Genomic DNA, 17,212 nt, shown 5'->3' with positions numbered 1-17,212 from the left:
TTCAGGTGGATAGAAACTTGCCCATAAAATCCTGATTGTTAGTTTCATTTTATTGCCTTCTTTTATCATAACAAAAAAAAGCTTATTTGAAAAAGGACAAAATTAAGAACAATTATTAGACACGCTGTTTATGAAGCATGTATTTTTCAAACCAGTCAACAGTCTTCAGCATAGCCTCTCTGCTGACTTTATGTCCTGATTTTTCATCGCTAATATAAGCAAGTTTTTCAGCATCCTTTTGATACATTTTTTTAATCTTTTCATAAAATCGATAAGAATATTCATATGGCACTACATTGTCTTGTTTACTGTGCCAAAACATTAAAGGTCTATTATTCAGTTTTTCTGGTTCTTTGCTTAAGTCCAATTGTTCCAACTGATAAAGAAGACTAGCTATTTCATCTTCTGTCAGCGGCAAATTATAGCCGCTCCTTTTTACTTCATCAATTGTATATTGTGCAAATTTTTCATAATAAGGCATTCCCATAAGGCTTACTGCTGTATGGATCCAAGGATATTTTCTTAATGCTCCAAGTGTAGTGATTCCCCCCATGCTAGTGCCGACAAGCCCAATCTTTTCTGGATCAATCATTTGTCTATTCTCAAAGTAATCCTTAATTATTTTAATTTCATCAATGGTTTTCACTACAATATCCCAAAACCTTATATTCAGCTCCATCTTGCGGTAGCCTTCATCCCTTTCCCCATGGTAAAGACAATCTGGCAATACTACTCTAAATCCCTTTTCCGCTAAATTATAGGCAAAATGAAGATTATGCTCCTTTGCGCTTGTAAATCCATGAATAAATTGAATATATGGCAATGTTTGATCATAGTATTCTTTTTTTACTATATGCAGTGTAGGTATTTCATTTACGTATAATTTTTCAATGATAATCATTCAAAAACCCCTTCCATTCTATTTCCTGAAAAAATCATAAAAAAGTTTTCACTAATAATGGCTTTACTTATTTTGGTCGTTATGCAGAAGTTTTCAAAATTTCTTATGTTTACTTTCCATCCATCTAATCTAAATAAAACCTTTACAGTAAATAGTAGAAATAATGCATATATTATAATAAAATTTTATATGTATATAATGAATAGTAAAGTAAATTAAGTTTAGCATGAAGTGTTTAGTTTTTCTAAACAATAGTTATGGAAACAACAGCAGCAGTTATGTAAGATTAGCTATTTTTACCATATCAAACATAATAGAAGGAGAAACTATGACAAAAAAACATCTAATAGCACTTGACCTTGATGGAACATTATTAAAAAATGATAAAACTATTTCTCCCTTAACAAAAAAAGTGATTCAAAAAGCAAGAGAAGCAGGCCATATGGTGATGATTGCTACAGGGAGACCTTTTCGTGCAAGCGAAGCCATTTATCGTGAATTAAATTTAGATACTCCTATCGTTAACTTCAATGGTGCATTTATTCATCATCCCAAAGATTATCAATGGGGTTTTCACCATACTCCATTGGATATCAAAACAGCAAAAGATATTATTGAAGCGTGCCATGAATTTTCCTTTCACAATATCATTGCAGAGGTAATGGATGACGTGTACTTTCATTATCATGATGAAAAATTGATTGATATTTTTTCATTAGGCAATCCGAAAACAACAACTGGAAATCTTCTTACTTTTTTAGAAGCGCCTCCCACTTGTCTGCTTATTCATACAGAAGAAGAACAAGGAAAAACGATCCGCAGCCATCTGACTGATGTACATGCTGATTTGATTGACCATCGTCGCTGGGCAGATCCTTTTCATGTTATCGAAATTGTAAGAACAGGATTAAATAAAGCAGTTGGTCTAAAAAGAGTATCAGAGTACTATCAAATTCCACAGGAGAATATTATTGCCTTTGGAGATGAAGATAATGATTTTGAAATGATTGAATATGCTGGAAAGGGCATTGCAATGGGAAATGGAATTAAAGAATTGCAGTCGCTTGCAAATGAAACAACATTAAGTAATGAAGAAGATGGAATTGCTCATTATCTAAATGAGGCCCTTAATTTAAAAGTAATTTAAGAAAAAGTGGTTAACTTTTCCGTTTATAAGCCTCCCTGTTTTGTTCCATACTATAAAAGAAGCAGCAATTGATTCTAGAACTGCTTCCACCACTTATATTTGGAGGGATTACCTATGGGAAAACGTAATAAATCAAAACGCTTTGTACAACAGGGTGTAGACTCCGTATCTAAGCATGCTGAACGTATCCCTTATCACATGACCTATGCTGAAGCAGAAAGCTATAAAATGTCCAATGTGAAGGAATCTACTCATGGAGGAATATAAATGGGAAATCGACTATTTCAAGAAGCAAGACAAGCAGTAGAAGCATTAAAAGTGGCGGAAGGCGCAGATGCAGAACATTTGCTGGCAGTAGCAAAAAATGCAATCAGCTCTGCATATGCTAATACCACTATCGCCGAACAACACCAATTAGCAGAACTGCAAAAAGAAATTGATGCCATTAGCAGCCATTAAATTTCTTTAGCATAAAAGGCTTCACTATTTTCAGCAATCCGCTTGCTGAATAGTGAGGCCTTTTTCATATCATCTATGCCGCCCAATCATTATCCAGCAGTGTGCTTTTTCTAAATTTTTTATTGATGGCTAAAAACTTTCCAATTCTATTGGATATGGTTTATCATAATTAGCTGCTTCTTCAATTAAATAAAGAATAAGAGTGCCATTCTTCGGCAGATCTTGCTCTGGAATATCTACATGGATTGTAAATATGCCATTCTTTTTTTTCGTTACCCATTGTTTAGAAATCAGTTCATTATGACCATCCTCTATTGTATACAAAAGCTTATTTTTTGTATCAGCAATACCTTTAATAGTATATTTTCCCTTTTCTCCTTTGACCTGTATATCTTTAAATATTTTATTCTCTTCTGGAACTGCTATAGAAGTTTTAGCAATCACTGGTTCCGCAGGACCAGTTAAAGCCATGGGCAGCAATTCTACTTCCACCATATAATCCCCTGGTTCCACTCTTTGCCCATTATTTTTGTAATCCCATTTTTCTTTCCAGACTAAGGATTCTTTTGGATTAATTGCCAAACTTTGTATTGCTTGTGCAAAAACTTTATTAAAAGAATATCGATAAACTTCTTCACCCGCTAGAGACTTTATGACGATTTCATATTTTTGCGAGGAGGAAAACCGCAGCTCCTGACGTTGATCACTATTATTTGTCAATTTTAATTGTATTTCCATGTCATCTGTTCTTGGCAATGCATTAATTTCTAAAGACAAGCTGCTGGCCTTGGCAATTATACCATTTGCAAAGGGGAAGGCAATTAAAAGATAGGCAACTAACATAAAAAAAGCTTTCTTCAGCAATGGATTACCTCCAATCTACTCTTTTCTAAAGAAACCAAAAATTGCTGTTGTTTGTACAATATTGGTAAATGCATTTGGATCCACTTCTTTAATGATTCTTTCTAAATCAAATAGTTCATATCGAGTGATAACAATCATCATCATATCTCGTTCCTCATTAGAAAAGGCTCCTCTAGCTGGAATCATCGTAATTCCTCTGACTAGTTTTTCATGAATGGCGCATTTTAATTCGTCTGATTTTTTTGTGACAATCATGACAGTAAGCTTCTGATGCCTTGTATGAATAGCGTCAATCACTCTTGTTGCTGCATATAACGTTACCAATGTGTAAAGAGCTTTTTCCCATCCATAAAGGTAGCCAGCAGTCACAATAATAATGCTGTTTAAGGTGAAAAAATAGGTGCCTACAGGCTTATCCTGTACACGAGAAAGAATCATTGCAACAATATCCATCCCTCCAGTAGAAGCCCCCCATTTGAGCGTAAAACCAACGCCAACAGCAGAGATAACGCCGCCAAAAACAGCATTTAATAATATATCATTTGAATAAGCATTCACAGGTATAATCTCAAGAAATAAAGACATAAATGCAACACTTAAAAAGCTGTATAAAGTAAATGACTTTCCTACTTTCAACCAGCCTAGCACTGCAACAGGAACATTTAATAAAAACAGCAAAATTCCTGTTGATAGCGGAGTCCAGTTGGCAATAAGCTGAGCTACCCCTGCAAATCCACTTGCATACACATTCGCTGGTATTAAAAAGCAATTCATCCCTATTGCATTTAATAATGCTCCAATGATTACAATCGTTAATTTTTTTGCTTGCAGTAAATACATTTGTCTCCTCCATTTATAGTAATTTTTACTATATTGCTATTACCTATACATTGTTTTTTCACAAAAAAAAATATACACTTTTATTATGTATGACCCCTTTATTTAAATAATATAATGGCAAAACTAGCATATCAGCACTCAATATACCATAAATTTAACCATACTATTATTTTTTTAATAAAATACAGAAAGAAGTTGAACAATTATGACATTTAAAATTATGGCAGATAGTGCTTGTGATTTACCCCTACACTTTTATGAGGAAAATGAAGTTGCACTATTTCCCTTAAAAGTGAACTTGAATGGTGAAGAATTTGAAGATCTAAAATCCATTTCCCCATCATCCGTATATGATGCAATCCGCAATGGACAAGTTCCAAAAACTTCTCAAGTTTCTCCAGTCGTTTTTAAAGATACTTTTACGAAAATGGCGGAAAACAAAGAAACGGGCGTATATATCGCTTTTTCTTCCCAGCTTTCAGGGACTTTTCAAACAGCGGTAATGATTTATGAACAAGTAAAAGAAGAATACCCAGAGTTTGAAATGAAAATTCTCGATACAAAATGTGCTTCCTTAGGCTGCGGATTAATTGTGCAAAAAGCGGTGTCTATGAGAAATTCAGGAAAAAACCTTGCAGAAACACTTGCTTCCCTGCATTCTTATGCAAATCATATGGAACATTTATTTACAGTAGATGATCTGGATTATTTGGCACAAGGAGGGCGTGTTTCCAAAGCATCTGCTTTTATTGGAGGATTATTGCAAATTAAGCCACTGCTTCATGTCGAAGATGGCAAACTTGTTCCGTTGGAAAAAATGAGAGGAAAAAAGAAATTGCTGCGCCGCATGTTAGAGCTGATGCAAGAGCGAGGAGCTGATTTATCAAGCCAAACAGTGGCCATCAGCCATGCAGATGATGAGCAAACAGCCCAAGAACTAAAAAATATGATCATCGAGCAGTTTCATCCTAAAGAAGTCTATATGTCAGCGATTGGCGCTGCAATTGGTTCCCATACAGGAGCTAATACGATTGCCCTATTTTTCTTAAACAACAAAGAATAGGCTATTACATAATCTCTCCTTTCTTAACAAATAATAAGATGGTTCTAACAAGGAACTTTACTTTTCATGTTGAAAGGAGATCAATATGAGCCATACAACTGATAATGATAAAAAAGCAAAAGACAATAATGCATTGCGTCATGAAAAAAATATGATGCGTGAAAAAAACAGAAAAAATGGGAAACATCAATACAGCAAAAAAACAGATCATTTATAAAACAGCAACTTTTTGGCTCGGAATACTACTATTTCGAGCCCTTTTGGCAAACATGAACAATAGTGCATTCAGATGAAACTAAAATAATTTATAAAATGAGAAATTCCCTTTATATTTCTTAAAATACAGGTAGATTTTTTGGAGTTTTTCTTTTTGCTTTCCATTCTTTTTTTCCATATTGCCAAACTCAAAAAATTTAACTTTTTTGATGCCAACAAAATGAAATAATGCTCGTTTCATTAAAATTTTATGAGCATTACGCAAATATAAAAAAGGATAGTTGGTTGGTCCTTTCATAGTTGTAATGCATACAACTGATTTCCCTTTTAATAATCCCTCTGGCAAAAGCCCCTTTTTATCTTTGTAGGCAAAATTTGCAGAAAACATTTGATCAATATATCCTAATAGCATCGCAGGAGGCCTTCCCCACCACATTGGATAAATAAATATCAATATATCTGCCCATAAAATCTGCTTTCGATATAATTCTAAATCTGGATCGTTATGCATATCTCTCCGTCTTTTTTCCTTATTAAAAACTAAAGCTGGATTAAAATTTTCTTTATACAAATCTAATACTTTCAATTCTGAAATATGGGCATTTTCTTCTGCTCCCTTTATAACCTTCTGTAAGAACGCAAAGTTTAAGCTATTATGATTAGGATGGGAATAAACAGCCAATGCTTTCATAAAAAACACCTCCACTTTAGTTATCAATTGATAACTAAAATATACAGCTCCGCCCTTTAGTTGTCAATTGATAATTGTTTTTTGATAACTAATTTGTTATTTTATATAGGAGGTGCTAAGAATGGATAACAGTCTATTATTCCGACAATTTGTTAAATTCACAGCTTCTGTACATGAAGTTACCCATCAACTAACAAAAAATAACAGACCTACTGATATAACATCAGTACAGTACAGCATAATGGAGCATATTTATGTTAACCAGTCAGCAACATTAAGCGAAATCAGCGACTGCCTCTATATTTCTATGCCCAATACTAGCAGAGAAATAAAAAAATTAACGGAAAAAGGATTACTAAAAAAAGTGGAAAATAAAGACGACCGAAGAAAACAATCCATTTCCTTTACAATAGAAGGCCAAAAAAAATTAGAAACTGTTTTCGCTGGAATTGAGGCTAATTTCCATTCTCGGATAAAAGATTTGCCAGATCACGAGCTAGAAAAAGTCCGCGAAGCGATTGACCTTCTTGAAAAATATATTTTTTAAAAGCTGATTAACGTTAAGAGGAGCTCCCTTTTGGAAGCTCCTCTTATTCTTATTAATTGATGTAACCAGACTGCTTATTGTTTTTTTAGAAGAAATTTATACTTTACTCTTCATTCTTTGCCAAATAAGTCCAGCCTTCCTCTTGATACACTTTCTTTTCTTTCATTAATTTTCCTAATGCACGCTTGAAGGATCCTTTACTTAAACCAAAGCGCTCTTGGATATCTTCCGGCATGCTTTTATCGCCATAAGGCATAGCACCTTTTCTCACATTTAAATAAGCAAGAATCGTTTCTGCATCCTTATCCATCGCTTCTTCCTTTCTTGGCAACAGGGAAACATTTATCGTTCCATCTTCTTTGACATCAATAATGCGTCCCTCCACTTTTTCGCCAAGTCTTGGTTCTTTGCCACGTTCTGTTTCATGAATAAATCCTTTAAATCCTTCAGCTGTATAAATCCAGCTGCCCACCTTTGCAGTACGATAAATAAATCCATGAATATTTTTATTGTAGTCTTTTCTAGTTGCTTTTACAGAAATGCTTTCAATGACTGGATCTGTCGCCACCTTCACATATAAAAAATTATTGCGGTTCACTTTTAATGTAATATAAAGCATATCGCCAACTTCAGGCCAAATTTCTTCATGCACTGGCAAATCGTCCTCGCCAAGAAGCATATCCTTTTTTAGTCCAATATCAAAAAAGCAGCCCACTCCAGATTTAATATCTGTTACTTTCATCCAATCATACGTTCCAACAGAAATTTTGGGAATAAACGTACTAGAGCATACTCTTCCTTGTGAATCTGTATAAACAAAAACGCGAACATCATCGCCAATTTCAAACTTTTGATCTGTTTCCTTAAAATGAAGAAGAATATCTTCCTCGTCTGCTTCGACTTGCAGAAAATAACCGAATGCTGCTTCTCTAACAACTGTCGCTACTACTGCTTGTCCCATATAATCTCTTAAAGACATTTATTGTCCTCCTTAGATACCAATCCATTCAAATTTCAACTTTCAACTCCAAAGTTGTTACAACTGCTATATTCTACTATAATACATACATAAAAGAAAAGGCTAGGTCTGTTATAAAGTAAAACTGACAGTCAGTGGAGGCTATCTTTATCCTCATTGATTGTTAGTTAAACAATTAGGCTTTTACTGGCTAGTTTTCCCTCATCTAGCTTCTTATCATCCTTTAGGTGGGATAAACAGCCCGTTAATGCGTGATAAACAGGATACCAGCTTAAATCAGGAGGTTTTTATACGATGGCAAAAGAAAGCTCATTCGATATTGTCTCTAAAGTAGATATGTCAGAAGTTTCAAATGCAATTCAAATTGCAATGAAGGAAATTCAAACACGCTATGACTTTAAAGGGAGCAAAAGCACCATTTCTTTAGATAAAGAAGAACTTGTCCTTGTTTCAGATGATGAATATAAATTGGAACAATTAAAAGATGTCTTAATCAGCAAAATGATTAAACGTGCAATCCCTATCAAAAACCTTGATTACGGGAAAATTGAAGGCGCATCTGGCGGCACTGTTCGCCAACGCGCAAAATTAGTGCAAGGCATCGATAAAGATAATGCAAAAATTATTAATACCCTTATTAAAAACAGCGGACTAAAAGTAAAAAGCCAAATTCAAGATGATCAGATTCGTGTCACTGCAAAAAGCCGTGATGATTTGCAGCAAATTATTGCAGCTGTAAGAGACTCTAAAATCACTGTTGATGTTCAATTTGTCAACTATCGCTAAGTTAAACTCCCTCCTGCATTGGAGGGTTTTTTGATTTAAAATTTTATTTGTTCCCCCTTCCCCCATTTATAAACCTCCTTTTTCTCTCCTATTATTTCCATGTTTATCCTTGCTTTTTAGGGAAAAATAGACAACATACAAGAAATCAAAGGAGTGACTATATATGAGTAACAGCCAAAATCAACAGAAGACTTTCCCCCCACAGCATCAAAATCAACAACCAGGACTTCAAACAGAAATGAAACCAGCTCCAACTGAAGTTAGCCCAAATTATAAAGGTTCTGGCAAACTGGCTGGAAAAACAGCTATTATAACAGGCGGCGACAGCGGCATTGGCCGTTCTGTCAGCATTTATTATGCAAAAGAAGGCGCAAATGTCGTTGTTGTCTATTTAAATGAACATGATGATGCTCAAAAAACAAAAGAAATGGTCGAGGCAGAAGGAGTAAAATGTTTAACCATTGCGGGAGATGTAGGCGATGAATCCTTCTGTAAATCAGTAGTGGAAAAAACAAAGGCTGAATTTGGAGCAATTAATATTGTAGTCAATAATGCAGCAGAGCAGCATCCACAAAATAGCTTATTGGATATAACAGCAGAACAATTAGAAAAAACATTCCGCACCAATATTTTTTCCATGTTTTATTTAACAAAGGCTGCTCTTCCCCACCTCAAGTCAGGTGACAGCATTATTAATACAACATCGATTACTGCCTATCAAGGAAATGAAACATTACTTGATTATTCATCGACTAAAGGAGCCATCACTTCCTTTACCCGATCGTTGTCCCAATCATTGGCACAGCAAGGCATTCGGGTAAATGGTGTAGCACCTGGACCCATTTGGACACCATTAATTCCTTCAACATTCGACAGTGAAAAAGTCTCAACATTTGGCTCCAATGCACCATTTGGCCGTGCTGGACAACCAAATGAACTGGCACCAGCATATGTATATTTGGCCAGCGAAGATTCTAGTTATGTAAGTGGACAAGTCATTCATGTAAATGGTGGTACAATCGTTAATGGCTAAAGGATTTATGATTTATTTGTTAAAAGGATAGCTCCCATCTAATAGATGGCTATCCTTTTTTTATGTTTATTCATTTTAGCTAATCAGGCTCTTCTATAAACCTATAAATATCCTAATTATTTCTCAATTATCCTTTTAAAACCTAGTAATTTTGGAAACAATATGGAAAAGTTTCTTTAAGGAGAGAGAGAATATAATGATTGATTTAACATCGATTTATCATAGAGCTGTTGATAACTATTGCTATCTTCATGATTCTGAAACCTTGCATATACGCATTCGCACAAAAAAAACAAATGTATCTGAAATTGAAATTATTTATGGGGACCAATATGAAACATCAGACTATAGGTGGGTAACCTTTCGCCAAGGAATGAAAAAAACTGGAAGTGATGGTTTATTTGACTACTGGCAAGCTGCCATTAAATCCGACCATAAACGGGTTCGTTATGGTTTTATTTTAAAAGACCACGAACAGCAAATCACTTTAACGGAAAAAGGATTTTCTTCCTTTATTCCAGAAGATACTGGCTGGTATTTTTGTTTTCCTTATATGCATAAAAAGGACTTGTTTTCTCCTCCCGAGTGGGTATATGAAACGATTTGGTATCAAATTTTCCCAGAGCGTTTCCGCAATGGCGATGCCTCTTTGAATCCTGATCATACAGTTGGCTGGGGAGCCGCAGAACCGAGTTTAACGAATTTTTTTGGAGGGGATTTTCAAGGAATCCTAGAAGCATTAGATTATCTCGAAGATTTAGGCATTACCGGAATCTATCTTACTCCCATTTTTTATGCAAAAAGCAATCATAAATACGATACCATTGATTATTTTAAGATAGATCCCCAATTTGGCGATATTGATCTTTTTCGCAGACTTGTAGAGGAATGTCATAACAGAGGCATGCGTGTAATGCTTGATGCCGTATTTAACCACAGCAGCGACCAGTTTCCGCCGTTTCAGGATGTGCTCATTAATGGAGAAAATTCGCCGTATAAAGATTGGTTTCATATTAATCAATTCCCTGTTAAACAGGAAAACAGCTTTCATTATGAAACATTTGGATTTTATGAAAACATGCCAAAATTAAATACATCCAATCCAGAAGTAAAAAAATATTTATTTGAAATCGCTTCTTACTGGATTACAGAATGCAATATCGATGGCTGGAGATTAGATGTAGCCAATGAAATAGACCACTGCTTTTGGCGGGAATTCCGTTCTACTGTAAAATCCATAAAACCAGACTTGTTTATTTTAGGAGAAGTTTGGCATGATGCATTGCCATGGCTTAGAGGAGATCAATTTGATTCTGTTATGAATTATCCTGTGCTAAGCAAATCACTGCAGTTTTTTGCTTATGATATGCTGTCTGCGCAGCAGTTCATTGAAGATATCACCACCATTCTTCAACAGTACTCAGATAATGTAAATCATCTGCTATTTAATATTGTGGGCAGCCATGATACTCCTCGCATTTTAAATGAGTGCCAGTATCGCAAAGAACGGGTGAAACTATTATTTACTTTTTTAATGACCTACCCTGGAACACCATGCATTTATTATGGAGATGAAATTGGTTTAGATGGAGGCAGTGATCCTGGATGCCGAAAATGCATGCCATGGCAAGAGGAACAGCACGATTTAGATTTTAAAAATTATTTAAAAACATTGATACGAATTCGCAAAGAAACACCGCTTTTAACATTTGATGGTCCCTTGTTTTTTCTTCCGCCAGTTGAAAAATGTTTTGCTTATTATAAGGAAAATGACACAGAGTATATTGTTGTCATTCTTAATCATAGTGACCAAGAAATTCATTATACATTGCCATTTTCATTGAAGGGAAAAAAAGTTACCATGCTTATAAACAATCATGAATATGCTGCTGAAGCACAAGAGCTTACTGTTGTAATGAAACCATATGAAAGCAGCATTCTTTCTTTTGCACGATAACTTCAGTCCTAAAAAATATGGGATTAACCCTTAAATTGCAATAATCTTCTTGTTTAACCTAATGATAAGTACTATATTTACTAATATACATTAGAGTAAAAACAGGAGGACTATAGTGGAGCAGACAAATCATTCAAAGTCCATTGGGCTACCGTTGCTTATTTCGATTATTGCTATTTCTTTTTCTGCTATTTTCGTTAAGTGGTCGGATTCACCTGCTACCATTTTAAGCATGTATCGCATGTGGCTCGCGTGTGCCCTAATGCTTCCAATGGTGTATTTAAATAGACTGGAATTTAAAAAATTAACAAAACGCGATTGGCAGCTTTTATTTTTTTCGGGAACTTTTTTGGCTTTGCATTTTGCCTTATGGTTTACTTCCTTACAATTGACAACTGTTGCAAGTTCTACAATCATTCTAGCACTGCAGCCAATTATCTCTTTATTGGGGGGATTTCTCTTCTTTCGAGAACGTACAACCTCCTCTGCTATCATGACAATGGGAATTGCGATAATAGGAGCAATGATGATTGGCTGGGGCGATATCACATTGGACAGTAAAGCGCTCCTTGGCGATATTTGCTCTTTCTTAAGTGTTATTGCAGTAGTTGGCTATTTGCTGATTGGCCAAAGCATTGTAAAAAAGATCTCTCATTGGATTTACACCTGCACCGTTTTCTTTTTTGCTGCATGTTTGTTAACCATTTACAACTTAATAATGGGGGAACATTTAACAGGCTATCCGTCTAAAGAATGGGGAATTTTTCTATTGCTTGCCATTGTTCCGACTATTGCGCATGTCATTAACAATTGGCTCCTTAATTATGTGAATGCCACCACGATTTCTATGAGCATATTAGGCGAACCAGTAGGTGCTACTATACTGGCCATTCTATTATTAGGAGAAACATTGGTTGGCTGGCAAATTGTCGGCGGGATGCTTGTCCTTTGTGGTGTATTCTTTTTTCTTCTCCAGCAGCAGCAAAAACGGGAAATTAGACAAAAAAAGGAAGCTGTTTAAGAGGCTGATACAATTACAGCCTCTTTTTGGCTATTTTTTCACTTCAAAATTCAATTCCTTTTTTCTTTCACCATTCACAAAAATAGTCAGCGTATGCATGCCCGCATAATGTTTTCTTGTTGTTAAATCTTTGAATGCATGGGTTTTTTCATAGCGCCGTTTTTCACCTTGGCGCAAAACGGTTTCTGATAAATGAAACACTTTCCGATTTCTTTTTCCATTTGCTTTTACATAATCAATGGCATATTCTATCCTTACTTTTTTCTCATAAGCAGAAGCAGCTTGGAAAGAGAAATAAAGACTTTCTCCGATTGCCAAGGTAGTTCCTCTGCAAATAAAATCTGTTATTTCTATCCCTTCGCTATTTTGATAGCCAAAAATCTGCAAAGCGCGGATATCTCCCTTTTTCAGCAACGTTCTCGAGGCATGCTTTATAATCCAGTTTGCATGAGGATTATCTCCATGCCATTTTTGTGCAATCTCTATCATTAGGTCAGGATGCGTTTTTGAAATGTCATTTAAACTATTGGCAACACTTTTGCGAACATACAAAGACTCATCTGCTTTTAACATTTCTAAAATAGGCAATATCGGCAAAGGGTTATTCTTTAAAGAAGGAACGGACATGCCCCATGGCAACCGGGGACGGCATCCTTCGCTTGCCAATCTGCGAATATGTTCATTTTCGCTTTTTGCCCAAATTTGCATTTGATTCAGCATTCTCGTTTGATCCAACAATAAATAGGGACGAACGGCAAACTCAGAGGTCGAGTATTGGGTGAAATATTCTAAAGCAGCAATAGATTCCTCCCAATAGCCGCTTCCATATACTTCTACATAATCAGGAAAAATAATGCCTCCTAGTCCTGTAAATTTTGGAGCGGCTTTGTAAAAACAAAAAAGCACCTCCTTATACTCTAATGGAATGGTCTTATGCAAAGAAATGGTGATGCGTCGCATTCTTTCCTTTAAGGCAAGTTCTTCCCAATCGTTTTGCACTGCCAGCTCGATAAATTCCTGTTCATGAAAGTCTATATATTCTGTTTTAATCGCTTGGGCTAACTTCTTTAAAAATAATGTATTATATATATTTTTTAATGGCTCCATAATATCCCCTTTTATCTTCTTTGTTCTTTTATTATAAACGAACAAACGTTCTTTTTATACCAAAAAAAATAAAACAGAGGAAAGTTTTTTCTTTCCACCTGTTTTATTCATCAAATAATTAGCATATGTTTTCACATTTATTAATCTACTACATTAATGTTATAGTCTTTAAACCAATAATGCATCTGGGCTAAATGCGCCAATAGTTGTGGTCCTGTCATCAGTTGCCCAAACCATGGCTCTTTAAACGCTGATCCTTCTGTTTCAATAATTTGATTTAATTTTTCTTTATCAAAAAATTCGTATAAGGCAGAGCTTTTATCTGCAAGGATATTTGTCAGCATATCTTTTACCGTTTTTGTATAAATAGGATTATGTGTTTTTGGATAAGGGCTTTTCTTGCGGTATAAGACTTCATCTGGAAGAATTCCTTCTAACGCTTTTCTCAACAATCCTTTTTCTCTATTTTGATAATTTTTCATTTCCCATGGCACATTCCATACATATTCTACAAGACGATGGTCTGCAAATGGCACACGGACTTCCAAACTTGCTCCCATGCTCATTCTATCTTTTCTCTCTAGCAATGTTGTCATAAACCAAAGCTGATTTAAATAAAATAATTCTCTTCTTTTGGCATCTTCTTTGCTTTCTCCATCCAACTTAGGAGTTTCTGCAATTGTTTGATTATATTTATCCATCATGTAATCTTCTAGCTTTAACTTGCTGCTCCAATCCTCTTTTAGCAACCCTTGTCTTTCTTGAATCGATCTCATCCACGGAAAACCGCCGCGGGCCAAATCTGCTTCTCTTCTAAACCATGGATATCCACCAAAGATTTCATCCGCACATTCCCCAGATAAGCTGACAACAAAATCTTTTTTTATTTCCCGGCAAAACCATAAAAGGGAAGAATCTACATCAGCCATTCCAGGCGCATCTCTTACTGTCACGGCTTCATGCAGAAACTGTGCCAGCGTTTCCTGCGTAATAATGCAATTATGATGAATGGTTCCAAATGTATCTGTCATTTTCTTAATATAAACTCCATCTGAATTTGGCTGGAATTCATTTGCTTTAAAAAATTTATCATTGCCTTCATAATCAATGGAATACGTATGAAGAGGCCCTTTTCCAGATTGTTTGTATTCATTTGAGGCAATTGCTGTAATAGCGCTTGAATCTACGCCCCCGGATAAAAAGGTGCTTAAGGGCACATCGGAAACTAATTGTCTTGTAACAGCATCCTTAAATAGGTAGCGTACTTTTTCTACTGTTTCTTCAAATGTATCTTCATGCTGTTCACTTTTTACATTCCAATAACGCCATATTTTTAAACCCTCTTGTGAAAATTTTAATGCATGACCTGGCCGCAATTCCTTAATCCCTTTAAAAATGCCGCTGCCTGGTGTATGAGAAGGCCCTAATGCAAAGACTTCCGCCAATCCTTCCCGGTCCAATTCTGCTTTTATATTTGGATTAGCAAGCAATGCTTTCATTTCTGATCCAAATATAAATCCAGAACCTATTTCAGAATAAAACAATGGCTTTACACCTAAACGGTCTCTTCCAATAAATAAAGAATTTCTTTTTTCATCCCATACAGCAAAAGCAAAGATTCCATTTAAGTATTGCAAGCATTCTTCTTGCCACTCTATATAGGATGCTAATAAAACTTCTGTATCACTATGGCCATTAAATGAATATCCTTTTATTAGCAATTCTTTTCTTATGTCTTCTGTATTGTACAACTCACCATTGTAGCAAATAGTATATGAAAAACCTTCTTTTTCCTTTGTCATTGGCTGAATGCCATTAAGTGGATCTACTACAACTAAACGCTTATGGCCAAATCCAGCATGCAGTTTCGTCCATATATTTGTATCATCTGGTCCCCTTTTTGCTAATGTTTCCGCCATCGCCTCTAATATATCCGCTTCTTTTCTCAAATCCTTTTTGTAATCAACCCAACCTGTTATTCCACACATTTTGATTATCATCCTTTCTAAGTGGAAAGTTTGATTAGATACCAATCAATATGAAGTATTCTATGCGGAAATAAACAAATGGTTATTTGTCCATATAAACTAATTCATGTACTTTAATTTTTGGCTGTGTAAAGCTAATTGTTGATTTTTTTACTCTGTGGATGAAAGTGAGAAGGCATGAGCCTCCTGCGGAAAAGCCAATGCCCTGCACTGCAATCAATAGATAATTTTACCAAAGCCTAATTCTTCAAGGTGAGGAGTTTTGTTTCTATCATTTTTTTCGTATGAAAGCATGATAAGTTTAAAATAGGCAATTTATGTCTAAAAAGAATTTAATGGAGCAAATAGGAGGTTTACAATGAAACAGCAGCGTTTGAAGCTTATTGAATACCAAACTCGTGCTTTTACGATGGGCACTGTTGAATATATAAATGATCAATGGATTTTTTTTGATGATGAAACAGAAGAAGCTTCTTTATTAGAGGAATATATTCATCAAGAAATTGAAGTGCTGTCATTAAATAACTGGCGAAAAGGCATTCTTTTGGATGAAGGAATGATAAATGCATCAGGTTCCATTCTTACTCTTAAAAATCAAGATACCATTCGCATACGCAAACACCTTGTTTTTGCATTGGAAAGACTTTTGGAGGAAATTAGTGATGATAGTTTTTACCAGTTTATAACCACATTAAATACGATGAAATTTTCTATCTATGACTGTATCTATTGTTATAACCAGCTTACCTTTTTAAAAGATGTAAAAAGAAAAAGCGGTGTCAATATGATGATTTTTGATAACCAAGACGGTCTATGCAGTGTCAATCATCATTTTTATTATAATGAAAAAGTGACAGACCGCTTTGAATTCACATTAAATACAGGCAAACGGATGATTATTGAAAAATTATCTTCTTAGCTAGGAGAGATGAAAAATGAGCTCTTTTAGATGGTATTCAGCAAAACCCGATTTTCTATTCGAGCCCAATAGAAAATCGGGTTTTGCTTATTTATTTATTTATTTATTTATTTATTCCATTCCTCATGAAGCATCCCATACACTACAGTATCTACATAATGATCATACAGCCATTCTCCTTGCCGAATGATGCCTTCTTGTATAAACCCTAACCTTTCTGGAATGCTTCTGCTTTTTTTATTTTCAACAGCTGCCCGAATCTCCACTTTGTTTAATTTTAATTCATTTAATGCATAATCAGTTAATGCGGCTGCTGTTTTTGTCATAATGCCCTTTCCTTGATAGCCTTCTGCAAGCCAATAGCCGATATAGGTTGTTTGGTTAGCCCAGTTAATTTGATTGAATCCCGCCATGCCGACTATTTCTTTTTTCCAGACAATTGCTGTATTCATGCTTTTATTTTCAGCATATCCTTCTAAACAGCATTTAATAAAAGACTGTGTATCTTCTAATCTAGTTGTTGCATCAAGCCATGGCAGCCACTCTCGCAAATGTTTTCTATTTTTATTTGTTAAACTGAAGATAGCATCAGCATCTCTTATATCGACAAGCTTTAGTGAAAGGTCTTCATTAATTTTATGTATAAACATCGACTCACTCCTTTCTATACCAATTATTATATCGTTTATTAAAA

Annotated in this window: 19 protein-coding genes; 11 read left to right on the top strand and 8 right to left on the bottom strand. The window is 35.1% G+C overall.

All coding sequences use genetic code 11. The features are described from left to right. Positions 1–115: 115 nt before the first annotated feature. A complete protein-coding gene (locus tag NCCP28_RS05750) occupies positions 116–901 on the bottom strand; it encodes an alpha/beta fold hydrolase (RefSeq protein WP_248560451.1) in 786 nt (261 codons plus the stop codon). A 328-nt stretch (positions 902–1,229) separates the two neighbouring features. Here NCCP28_RS05750 and NCCP28_RS05745 point away from each other — a divergent pair, with 328 nt between their 5' ends. From NCCP28_RS05745 to NCCP28_RS05735, 3 genes are all read left to right on the top strand, one after another. Further along, on the top strand, positions 1,230–2,048 hold the full coding sequence (locus tag NCCP28_RS05745) for a Cof-type HAD-IIB family hydrolase (RefSeq protein ID WP_248560450.1): 819 nt from the start codon (positions 1,230–1,232) through the stop codon (positions 2,046–2,048). 114 nt (positions 2,049–2,162) lie between these two features. Then, positions 2,163–2,315 (top strand): hypothetical protein, encoded by a 153-nt coding sequence (locus tag NCCP28_RS05740; protein WP_248560449.1) that lies wholly within the window; start codon positions 2,163–2,165, stop codon positions 2,313–2,315. Next, entirely contained in the window at positions 2,316–2,507 is a 192-nt protein-coding gene (locus NCCP28_RS05735) for a DUF3813 domain-containing protein (protein ID WP_248560448.1), read from the top strand. Positions 2,508–2,636: 129 nt separating this feature from the next. Here the strand turns inward: NCCP28_RS05735 and NCCP28_RS05730 are convergent, their stop codons facing one another. Together NCCP28_RS05730 and NCCP28_RS05725 are read right to left on the bottom strand one after the other, a co-directional pair. Beyond that, the gene (locus NCCP28_RS05730) at positions 2,637–3,371 is read right to left on the bottom strand and encodes a BsuPI-related putative proteinase inhibitor (RefSeq protein WP_248560447.1); all 735 of its coding nucleotides are present in this window, start codon (positions 3,369–3,371) and stop codon (positions 2,637–2,639) included. 15 nt (positions 3,372–3,386) lie between these two features. Continuing rightward, a complete protein-coding gene (locus NCCP28_RS05725; protein ID WP_248560446.1) occupies positions 3,387–4,211 on the bottom strand; it encodes a YitT family protein in 825 nt (274 codons plus the stop codon). A gap of 205 nt (positions 4,212–4,416) precedes the next feature. Between NCCP28_RS05725 and NCCP28_RS05720 the strand changes: the two genes are divergently transcribed. Beyond that, positions 4,417–5,274: a DegV family protein gene (locus tag NCCP28_RS05720; RefSeq protein ID WP_248560445.1), complete on the top strand. Its 858-nt coding sequence runs from the start codon at positions 4,417–4,419 to the stop codon at positions 5,272–5,274. A gap of 85 nt (positions 5,275–5,359) precedes the next feature. Then, complete coding sequence (locus NCCP28_RS05715; protein ID WP_101175224.1) at positions 5,360–5,491, top strand: DUF3941 domain-containing protein; 132 nt, start codon at positions 5,360–5,362, stop codon at positions 5,489–5,491. A gap of 78 nt (positions 5,492–5,569) precedes the next feature. Here the strand turns inward: NCCP28_RS05715 and NCCP28_RS05710 are convergent, their stop codons facing one another. Beyond that, the gene (locus NCCP28_RS05710; protein ID WP_248560444.1) at positions 5,570–6,181 is read right to left on the bottom strand and encodes an NAD(P)H-dependent oxidoreductase; all 612 of its coding nucleotides are present in this window, start codon (positions 6,179–6,181) and stop codon (positions 5,570–5,572) included. Between the two features lie 121 nt (positions 6,182–6,302). Here NCCP28_RS05710 and NCCP28_RS05705 point away from each other — a divergent pair, with 121 nt between their 5' ends. Continuing rightward, the gene (locus NCCP28_RS05705) at positions 6,303–6,728 is read left to right on the top strand and encodes a MarR family winged helix-turn-helix transcriptional regulator (RefSeq protein WP_248560443.1); all 426 of its coding nucleotides are present in this window, start codon (positions 6,303–6,305) and stop codon (positions 6,726–6,728) included. Between the two features lie 103 nt (positions 6,729–6,831). Here the strand turns inward: NCCP28_RS05705 and NCCP28_RS05700 are convergent, their stop codons facing one another. Further along, positions 6,832–7,707 (bottom strand): CvfB family protein, encoded by an 876-nt coding sequence (locus NCCP28_RS05700; protein ID WP_248560442.1) that lies wholly within the window; start codon positions 7,705–7,707, stop codon positions 6,832–6,834. A gap of 294 nt (positions 7,708–8,001) precedes the next feature. On the opposite strand from NCCP28_RS05700, the gene NCCP28_RS05695 reads away from it, so the two are divergent. From NCCP28_RS05695 to NCCP28_RS05680, 4 genes are all read left to right on the top strand, one after another. Then, entirely contained in the window at positions 8,002–8,493 is a 492-nt protein-coding gene (locus tag NCCP28_RS05695) for a YajQ family cyclic di-GMP-binding protein (RefSeq protein WP_248560441.1), read from the top strand. A gap of 163 nt (positions 8,494–8,656) precedes the next feature. Next, positions 8,657–9,526 carry an SDR family oxidoreductase gene (locus tag NCCP28_RS05690; RefSeq protein WP_248560440.1) on the top strand — a complete coding sequence of 290 codons (870 nt, stop codon included), beginning with the start codon at positions 8,657–8,659 and terminating at the stop codon, positions 9,524–9,526. A gap of 196 nt (positions 9,527–9,722) precedes the next feature. Then, complete coding sequence (locus tag NCCP28_RS05685) at positions 9,723–11,483, top strand: glycoside hydrolase family 13 protein (RefSeq protein ID WP_248560439.1); 1,761 nt, start codon at positions 9,723–9,725, stop codon at positions 11,481–11,483. A gap of 115 nt (positions 11,484–11,598) precedes the next feature. Beyond that, entirely contained in the window at positions 11,599–12,504 is a 906-nt protein-coding gene (locus tag NCCP28_RS05680) for a DMT family transporter (RefSeq protein WP_375709371.1), read from the top strand. Positions 12,505–12,534: 30 nt separating this feature from the next. Here the strand turns inward: NCCP28_RS05680 and NCCP28_RS05675 are convergent, their stop codons facing one another. After that, positions 12,535–13,611 carry a DNA alkylation repair protein gene (locus tag NCCP28_RS05675; protein WP_248560438.1) on the bottom strand — a complete coding sequence of 359 codons (1,077 nt, stop codon included), beginning with the start codon at positions 13,609–13,611 and terminating at the stop codon, positions 12,535–12,537. A 140-nt stretch (positions 13,612–13,751) separates the two neighbouring features. After that, positions 13,752–15,599, bottom strand: coding sequence for an asparagine synthase (glutamine-hydrolyzing) (asnB, locus tag NCCP28_RS05670; RefSeq protein WP_248560437.1), 1,848 nt, complete (start codon positions 15,597–15,599; stop codon positions 13,752–13,754). A 358-nt stretch (positions 15,600–15,957) separates the two neighbouring features. Here asnB and NCCP28_RS05665 point away from each other — a divergent pair, with 358 nt between their 5' ends. After that, the gene (locus tag NCCP28_RS05665) at positions 15,958–16,518 is read left to right on the top strand and encodes a DUF2777 domain-containing protein (protein ID WP_248560436.1); all 561 of its coding nucleotides are present in this window, start codon (positions 15,958–15,960) and stop codon (positions 16,516–16,518) included. Between the two features lie 107 nt (positions 16,519–16,625). On the opposite strand, the gene NCCP28_RS05660 is transcribed toward NCCP28_RS05665, so the two are convergent. Further along, positions 16,626–17,168 (bottom strand): GNAT family N-acetyltransferase, encoded by a 543-nt coding sequence (locus NCCP28_RS05660; protein ID WP_248560435.1) that lies wholly within the window; start codon positions 17,166–17,168, stop codon positions 16,626–16,628. Between the last annotated feature and the right edge of the window lie 44 nt (positions 17,169–17,212).

Origin of the sequence: Niallia sp. NCCP-28 (genome assembly GCF_023168165.1) — a bacterium.
Taxonomy (GTDB): domain Bacteria; phylum Bacillota; class Bacilli; order Bacillales; family Cytobacillaceae; genus Niallia.
This window is presented reverse-complemented; position numbering and strand designations above follow the sequence as displayed.